The following is a 7,321-nucleotide window of genomic DNA, read 5'->3' on the forward strand; positions in this document are numbered from 1 at the left end:
TCACCGGGCCTTGACCGCTGCCGTGTCGCTGAGGTGCCGCGCGAGCTCGCCCAGGTTCTGCGGCCCGTGGGTCTCGACGAGGGGTATGTCGAGGTCCATCTCCTCCAGGACGGTCATCACGATCTCCGCGCGGTCCATGGAGTTGGCGCCGAGCGCGTCCAGGGTGTCGGACTCGTGCAGGTCACGGTCGGCGAGTTCGGGCAGGATCTCCCGGACGGCCTCGGTGATCAGGGTGAACGTCTGGTCCTTGGTCATGTGCGTGCCTTCGCTGGACGGTGGGGTGGGGCGGGTGCCGACGTGTGCGGGGCTCATCCGAGAGCTCCGTCCGCCGCCGCGTCGCGCAGCCGGGTGAGGCTCGCGCCCGGCTGCGTAACGATCTTGAGCAGCAACCTCTCATAGGTGGCCGCCATCTCCTCGACGGTGTTCCTGGCGTACAGATCGGTGCTGTATTCCAGGTATCCGTGCAGGCCGTCGGGGGTCTCCCGGACGACGAGGTTGAGGTCGAACTTCGCGGTGCCGCTGTCGGTGCGCAGCGGCACGAAGCCGAGCGCGCCGGGGTCGTCGGCGCCGGCGGGCGGGGCTTCGGCGGCGGGCACCAGGTTGAACATGACCTGGAACAGCGGCGAGTGCGCCGGGTCCGGCTCGGGCACGAGGGCCGTGACCAGATCGGCGAACGGGATGTCCTTGTGCTCGTGCGCCGCCGCCGTGACGCGCTGTGTCTTCGCGAGCAGCTCGTCGAAGGTCTGCTCGGGCCGGATGTCGAGGCGCAGCACCAGGACGTTGATGAAGTAGCCGACGAGGCGTTCGAGGTCCGGGTGCGGCCGGTTGGTCACCGGCGATCCGATGGCCAGCTCCCGGTCGTCGGTGTGTGCGCCGAGGAGCGTGGCGAACGCCGACAGGAGCGTCATGTAGAGCGTGCCGCCGTGCTCCTGGCTGACGCGCTTGAGCTGCCCGAGCACCTCCGCGGGGACCTTCACCTCGACCGAGGACCCCTGGTACGACTTCGTTCCGGGCCGCCGGTAGTCGGTGCGCAGGTCGGCGCGGGCGGGCAGTCCGGCGAGCTGCGAGCGCCAGTACGCCTCCTGCCGCGCGTGTGCCTCGCCGTCGACGACCTGGTGCTGCCAGCGCGCGAAGTCCGCGTACTGCACGGGGAGTTCGGGCAGCGAGGGCTCCTCGCCCCGGGACAGGGCCTGGTAGGCGGCGTTCAGCTCGGCGACGAAGACTCCGGTCGACCAGCCGTCGAAGATGCCCCAGGGGCGGGTGACGACGGCGACGTGCTCGTGGGGCGACAGGGTCAGGATGTGCACGCGCAGCATGTGCCGGTCGTCGGGGCGGAACGGCCGCGACCGTTCGGCGCGCAGCAGTTCGGCGACCGCGCGGTCCCCGCTGACGTCCTCGAAGGCGACAGCGAAGCCGGTGGCGTCGTTGACGCGCTGGACGTGGTCGTCACCGCTCCGTACGTAGCTGGTGCGCAGCACGGCGTGGCGGGCCACGAGCGTCTCGAAGGCGCGCGCGTAGGCGGCGCGGTCGAGCCGGCCGAGGATCCGGTAGGCCATCTGCACGTTGTCGTACGACGAGCCCAGGTGCTCGCGCGGGTTGCGGAACCACAGTTCGCTCTGCTGGAACGAGAGCGGGCTGTCGTCGCCGGTGGCGGTGACTCGCTCCAGCGGGACGGTCGCGGCGGCCTCGGAAGGCGCGGCGTCGAGCCCCGCGGCCAGCTCGCCGAGGGTGGCCCCGGCGAGGATCGACTGGAGCGGCAGCTCCTTGCCCGTCTCCTGCTTGACCCGGATGGTGAGCCGGGTGGCGAGCAGCGAGTGCCCGCCGAGGTCGAAGAAGCTGTCCTGGAGGCCGACGCGTTCCAGGCCGAGGACGTCCTGGACGAGGCGGCACAGCGCCCGTTCGGTGCCGGTGCCCGGCGCGACGTAGGTCTCCTTGTGCACGTCGGCCTCGCCGGGGGCGGGCAGGGCCCGCTTGTCGACCTTGCCGTTGGAGGTGAGAGGCAGCTCTTCGAGGGCCACGAAGACGCTGGGCACCATGTAGTCGGGGATCCTGCCCGCGAGGTGGTCCTTCAGCGCCCGTGTCAGGGTCTGGCCGGTGCGGGCGACCTGTGGCACGTTCGCCAGGTACGTGGCGCCGTACGCGCCGCGGGCCCGGGCGTGCGGCCGCTCCCCCTTCGTGAGGATCAGGTCGAGGCCGTCGAGCCGGTCCTGCGACCAGGTCACGGCGACCTGGTGGCCGAGTTCCTCGGCGTAAGCGAGGGCGTCCTCCAGCTCCCGCACCCGCTGGACGGCGGCGGCCGGGAGGCGGCTCGCGCCCAGTGGCTCCACGTGGCTCTGGGTGGTGGCGCCGCGCAGGCTCTCGGCGACGCGCACGTCGTCGGCGATCCGCGGGTTGTCCAGGCCCGTGACGCCGAACCGGGTGCGGCTGCCGTCGGTGAGCAGGGCGCGCAGTTCGTCGGGGGTGGTGACGGTCAGCCACGGCAGGTCGTCGGCGTCCGGGGCGCGCTGCCCCTTGGTGAGCACCACGTCGTAGCGGTAGCTGACCATTTCGTTGTCGCCGGTGCCGCGCTTGACGGTGATGTCGACGGAACCGATGTCCCCGAAGCGCTCGGTGAGGCCGGCGAAGTAGCTCGGGCTGACGAGGAGTTCGGGCTCCTGCTGGCGGCGGCGCTGCACCTGGCGGGCCAACGCGGTCACGGTGACGGGCGCGGAGAGGCGGCTGCGCTCGACGGCGGTCACGTGCGCCGCGAACAGGTCGAGGTTCCTGACGTCGCCGACGAGGATGCGGCCGCCGTCGGCGACGAGCGGCAGCAACCGCTCGATGACCTCTTCCAGGTACAGCCGGTTCGGGAAGTACTGGACCACGGAGTTGATGACGACGGTGTCGAACTGCGCCGTGCCGTCGGGCACGGTCACGGACCGGGCGTCGCCCTGGGCGAGAGTGACGTGCGACCAGCCGCGGCGGTCGGCGCCGCGCCGCACTCCGGCCAGCGCGGACGCCGAGATGTCGACGGCGTGCACGGCCTCGCAGGAGCCGGCGTAGCGGAAGAGGAGCAGGCCCGTGCCGCAGCCGACCTCCAGGAGCCTGCGGGGGCGCAGTGCCTCGATCTGCTCCACGGTGCCGTCGATCCAGGCGCGCATCTCGTCCTCGGGGATGGCGTCCCCGGTGTAACTGCTGTTCCAGCCGACGAGGTTGAGGTCGTCTCCGGTACCACCCGAGCCTTCGACGTCTTCCGGGCTTCCGGTGCCGTCCGGGTCTCCGGATCCGTCCGTGGCGTCGGTCCCGTACTGGTCCTCGAAGAGGTCCTGCCACTGTTCCAGGAGTTCGGCGTTCTGCTCCCGCGCGGTGGCGTCCAGCCAGTCGGCCGTGGGCCGTACGTACGCGACGAGCTTCTTGGCGTCGCCGCCGGCCTGCGTGGTGACGACGGCGCCGTGCACGGCGGGGTGGGACTGCAGCGCGTTCTCGATCTCCCCGAGTTCGACGCGGAAGCCGCGGACCTTCACCTGGTCGTCGACGCGGCCGATGAACTCCAGGGTGCCGTCGGACAGTCGGCGCACCAGGTCGCCGGTGCGGTACAGGCGGGCGCCGGGCGCGGTGGCGAAGGGGTCGGCGACGAATCGGTCCTCGGTCAGCCCGGGGTTGCCGAGGTAGCCGCGGGCCACGCCCGGGCCGCCCACGCACAGCTCGCCGACGACTCCCAGGGGCACGGGCCGCAGGTGCGCGTCGAGCACGTGGGCGGTCGACTGGGCGATGGGCCCCCCGATGGGGATGACCGCGTCCTCGGCGATGTCCCGGGGGATCACGTGGCAGGTGGAGGCGATGCTGTTCTCGGTGGGCCCATAGGCGTTGACGACGGTCAGGCCGGGGTGGGCCGCGTACAGGCGGCGCACGTCCTTGGCGGAGAACGCCTCGCCGCCGACGCCGAGGTAGGTGAGCGGCAGCCGCCGCCCCTGGGCCGCCTCGGCGAACGCGGGCAGGAACGCCGCGGACAGGGCCATCATCGTCACGCCGGAGCGCTCGACACGGTCGAGGAGCGCGCCCACGTCCTTGGAGTCGCCGTCGTGCAGGACGAGCCGGCCGCCGCACAGCAGCGGGCCGAGGACTTCCTGGGAGCCGACGTCGAAGGAGATCGACGAGTGGTGCAGCACGGTGGTGCCGGTATCGGTCGGGAAGTAGTCCGGGTTGCGCACCAGGCGTACGACGCCTCGCTGTTCCACGAGGACGCCCTTGGGCACGCCGGTGGAGCCCGAGGTGAAGATGACGTAGGCCAGGTGCTCGGGCGTGAGGCCGAGCTCGGCGCGCGACAGGTCGTGCTCCGGGCGGCCGGCGAGGACCTGGGCGCCGTCGTCGGCGCGCTCGCCGGTGTCGAGGTGGACGACCTGGAGGCGCTCGGCGTCGTCCGGCCGGTCGACGTCGAGGAGTGCGCGCGGCAGCGTGGACTGGCTGAGGACGATGTCCGCGCCGGAGCCCGCGACCAGGGTGCGGATGCGCTCCTGGGGGTAGTCCGGGTCGATGGGGACGTACGCGCCGCCCGCCTTGAGGATGCCGAGCAGGCCGGTCACGAGCTCCGGCGAGCGGCGGGCGCACAGGCCGACGACGGTGTCCGGGCCGACCCCCTGTTCCCGCAGGTGGTGGGCGACACGGTTGGCGCGCGCGTTGATCTCGGCGTAGGTCAGCCGCCGCTCGCCGTGCTCGACGGCGATCGCGTCGGGCCGCTCCCGGACGTGCTCCTCGAAGAGTTCGAAGAGGCAGTGGTCGTCGGGGTACGGCTTGTCCGTGTCGTTCCACTCGGTCAGCAGGCGGTCGCGTTCCGCGGCGGGCAGGACGTCGATGTCGAGCGCCCGCGTGCCGTTGCCGTCGTCCACGGCGAGGGCGTCGACGAGGCCGGCGAGGGCCGTCTCCAGGTAGCCCAGCACGGCGTCCGGCGACAGCGTCCCGTCGACCTGGGCGTTGAGGGACAGTTCGGTTCCCGTGTCGTCGACGGACACGCCCACCGGGTAGTTGGTCCGGTCGAGGGAGCCCAGCCAGCGCAGGCCGAGGTCGTCCAGCGTGGCCGCGCCCCGGTCGCCCCGGCGCGGCTCGAAGTACCGGTAGTTGATCATCGAGCTGAACAGGGTGGCGTCGCTGTCCAGTCCGCTGGAGCACTGGGCGAGGGTCAGCGCGCTCTGCTCGAAGGAGATCAGTTCCTTGAGGGAGGTGTCGACGGCCGATACCAGGTCCTTGACGCTGCGGTCCGTCAGACGGACCCGCAGCGGCAGGGTGTTGATGAAGTTGCCGAGCATCCGCTCGACTCCGGGGACGCCTTGGAGCCGGCCGGACAGGACCGTGCCGAACACCACGTCGTCGCGCCCGCTGGTGGCGGCCGTCACGAGCGCCCACGCGGCGTGGAAGAGCGCGGCGGGGCCGATCCGCAGCCGCTGTGCCTGCTCGCGCAGCCGGTCCGTGAGAGCGGCGGGCAGCGAGCGGCGCAGGTCGCGTACGCGGCTGCCGTCGCCGTGCACGTCGACGAGCTGGAACGGTGTGGTGGGCTCGGTGACGTCGCCCAGTTCGCGGCGGAAGTACGCCTCGGCGTCGTTCGTGGCGAGCTGGTGCAGGGTGTGGGCGACGAAGTCCCGGTAGGCCGGGGGCGTGGCGAGGTCCGCGGTGCGGCCCGCCAGGTGGGCGGCGAGCTCTTCGAGGATGAGGCGCAGGGAGGTCGCGTCCTCGATGAGGTGATGGACGCGCAGCAGCAGGAAGCGGAGCTCGGAGTGCGGGTCGGCGGCGACGGCGAGCCGCAGCAGCGGCGCGCGGTCGAGCGCGATGCTGCCCGGGTCGGCCAGCCAGGCGCGGGCCCGCTCCTCGGCGGCGGTGGAGTCGGCGGCGTCGAGCACCCGGTGCTCCACGTCGACGCGGGCCTCGCGCAGCACCACCTGCACGGGTTCGCCGAGGCCCTCGGTGACGACGGCGGTGCGCATCACGTCGTGCCGGTCGACGAGTGCCTGGAGGGCGGCGACGAAGGCGTCGCACACCTCTTGGTCGGGGGCGGTGAGCAGGATGGGGATGACGTACGGGTCGTGGGCGGGGTCCATCAGGTGATGGAAGAGGATGCCCTCCTGCGAGGGTACGAGCGGGTAGACGTCCTGCACGTTGGGGGCGCCGCCGGGCACGTGGGACACGACGGCGTCGATGTCGGCCTGGCTCAGCGCGACCAGCGGCAGCATCGGCGGGGTGATCCGCTCGCAGTCCTCCGGGATCGCCGGGGCGGGCACGGCGTACGCGGTGGTGTCCGGGGCGGCACGGTCGATCTCGGCGGCGAGGTCGGCGAGCGTGGGGCTGCTGAAGACGGCGCGGACGGTGACGTCGAGTCCGTGCTCCTTCAGGCGGGCGATGAGGACGGTGATGAGCAGGGAGTGCCCGCCGAGCGCGAAGAAGTTGTCGTGCGCGCTGACGCGGTTCTCGTCGAAGCCGAGGAGTTCGGCCCAGGCCCCGGCGAGCGTCCGCTCGGTGTCCGTGCTCGGCGCCGTGTACGCGCGCTGCGCGAAGGCTTCGATGCCGGGTGCGGGCAGCGCCTCGCGGTCGAGCTTGCCGTTGCCGGTGATGGGCAGCCGCTCCAGCTCCACGAAGGCGCTGGGGACCATGTGGTCGGGCAGGGTCCGGCGCAGGTGGCGCGCGAGTTCGGCGCGCAGGTTGCCCGTCTCGTCGGCGGGGCTCGGGCCGGCCGTCTCGTCGGCGGGGCTCAGCACGGTGTAGGCGACGAGCTGCTTGTCCCCCGGGGTGTCCTCGCGGGCGATGACGCGGGCGTCCTGGATGGCGGGGTGTTCGGCCAGGCGGGCCTCGATCTCGCCCAGCTCGATCCGGAACCCGCGGATCTTCACCTGGTCGTCGTTACGGCCCAGATACTCCAGCGAGCCGTCCGGCAGCCAGCGGGCCAGGTCACCCGTGCGGTACATCCGCCCGCCCGGCTCGGGGCAGAACGGATCGTCCAGGAAGCGTTCGGCGGTCAGCTCGGGACGGTTCAGGTAGCCACGGGCCACCCCGGCACCACCCACGTACAACTCCCCCACCACGCCCACCGGCACCGGACGCCCGTGTCCGTCGAGGACGTAGGTGCGCAGGTCGGGGATGCGCTCGCCGATCGGGCTCACGGTTCGGTCCGCGTCGGCATCGGTGATCAGGCGGTACGTGACGTGGACGGTGGTCTCGGTGATGCCGTACATGTTCACCAGCTCGGTGTCCTTGTTCACCGCCCGCCCCAGCCACGGCTTCAGCGAGGCGACCTCCAGGGCCTCACCACCGAAGACCACCGTACGAATGGCATGCGGCTCCGGGTCCTCGCCCTGCG

General features: G+C 72.2%; 2 protein-coding genes. Both read right to left on the reverse strand.

Annotated elements, in window-relative coordinates:
- A complete protein-coding gene (locus STRAU_RS15140; RefSeq protein WP_203227412.1) occupies positions 1-312 on the reverse strand; it encodes an acyl carrier protein in 312 nt (103 codons plus the stop codon).
- Positions 309-7,292, reverse strand: coding sequence for a non-ribosomal peptide synthetase (locus STRAU_RS15145; RefSeq protein ID WP_259299912.1), 6,984 nt, complete (start codon positions 7,290-7,292; stop codon positions 309-311). The genes STRAU_RS15140 and STRAU_RS15145 overlap by 4 nt, the downstream gene beginning before the upstream one ends.
- Positions 7,293-7,321 lie beyond the last annotated feature (29 nt).

It is taken from the genome of Streptomyces aurantiacus JA 4570 (genome assembly GCF_000414115.1).
In the GTDB taxonomy this organism is placed as follows: Bacteria; Actinomycetota; Actinomycetes; order Streptomycetales; family Streptomycetaceae; genus Streptomyces; species Streptomyces aurantiacus_A.

Excerpts from the sequence above, each read along its gene's own strand:
- STRAU_RS15140 (WP_203227412.1), bottom strand. The coding sequence starts at position 312 with ATGAGCCCCGCACACGTCGGCACCCGCCCCACCCCACCGTCCAGCGAA.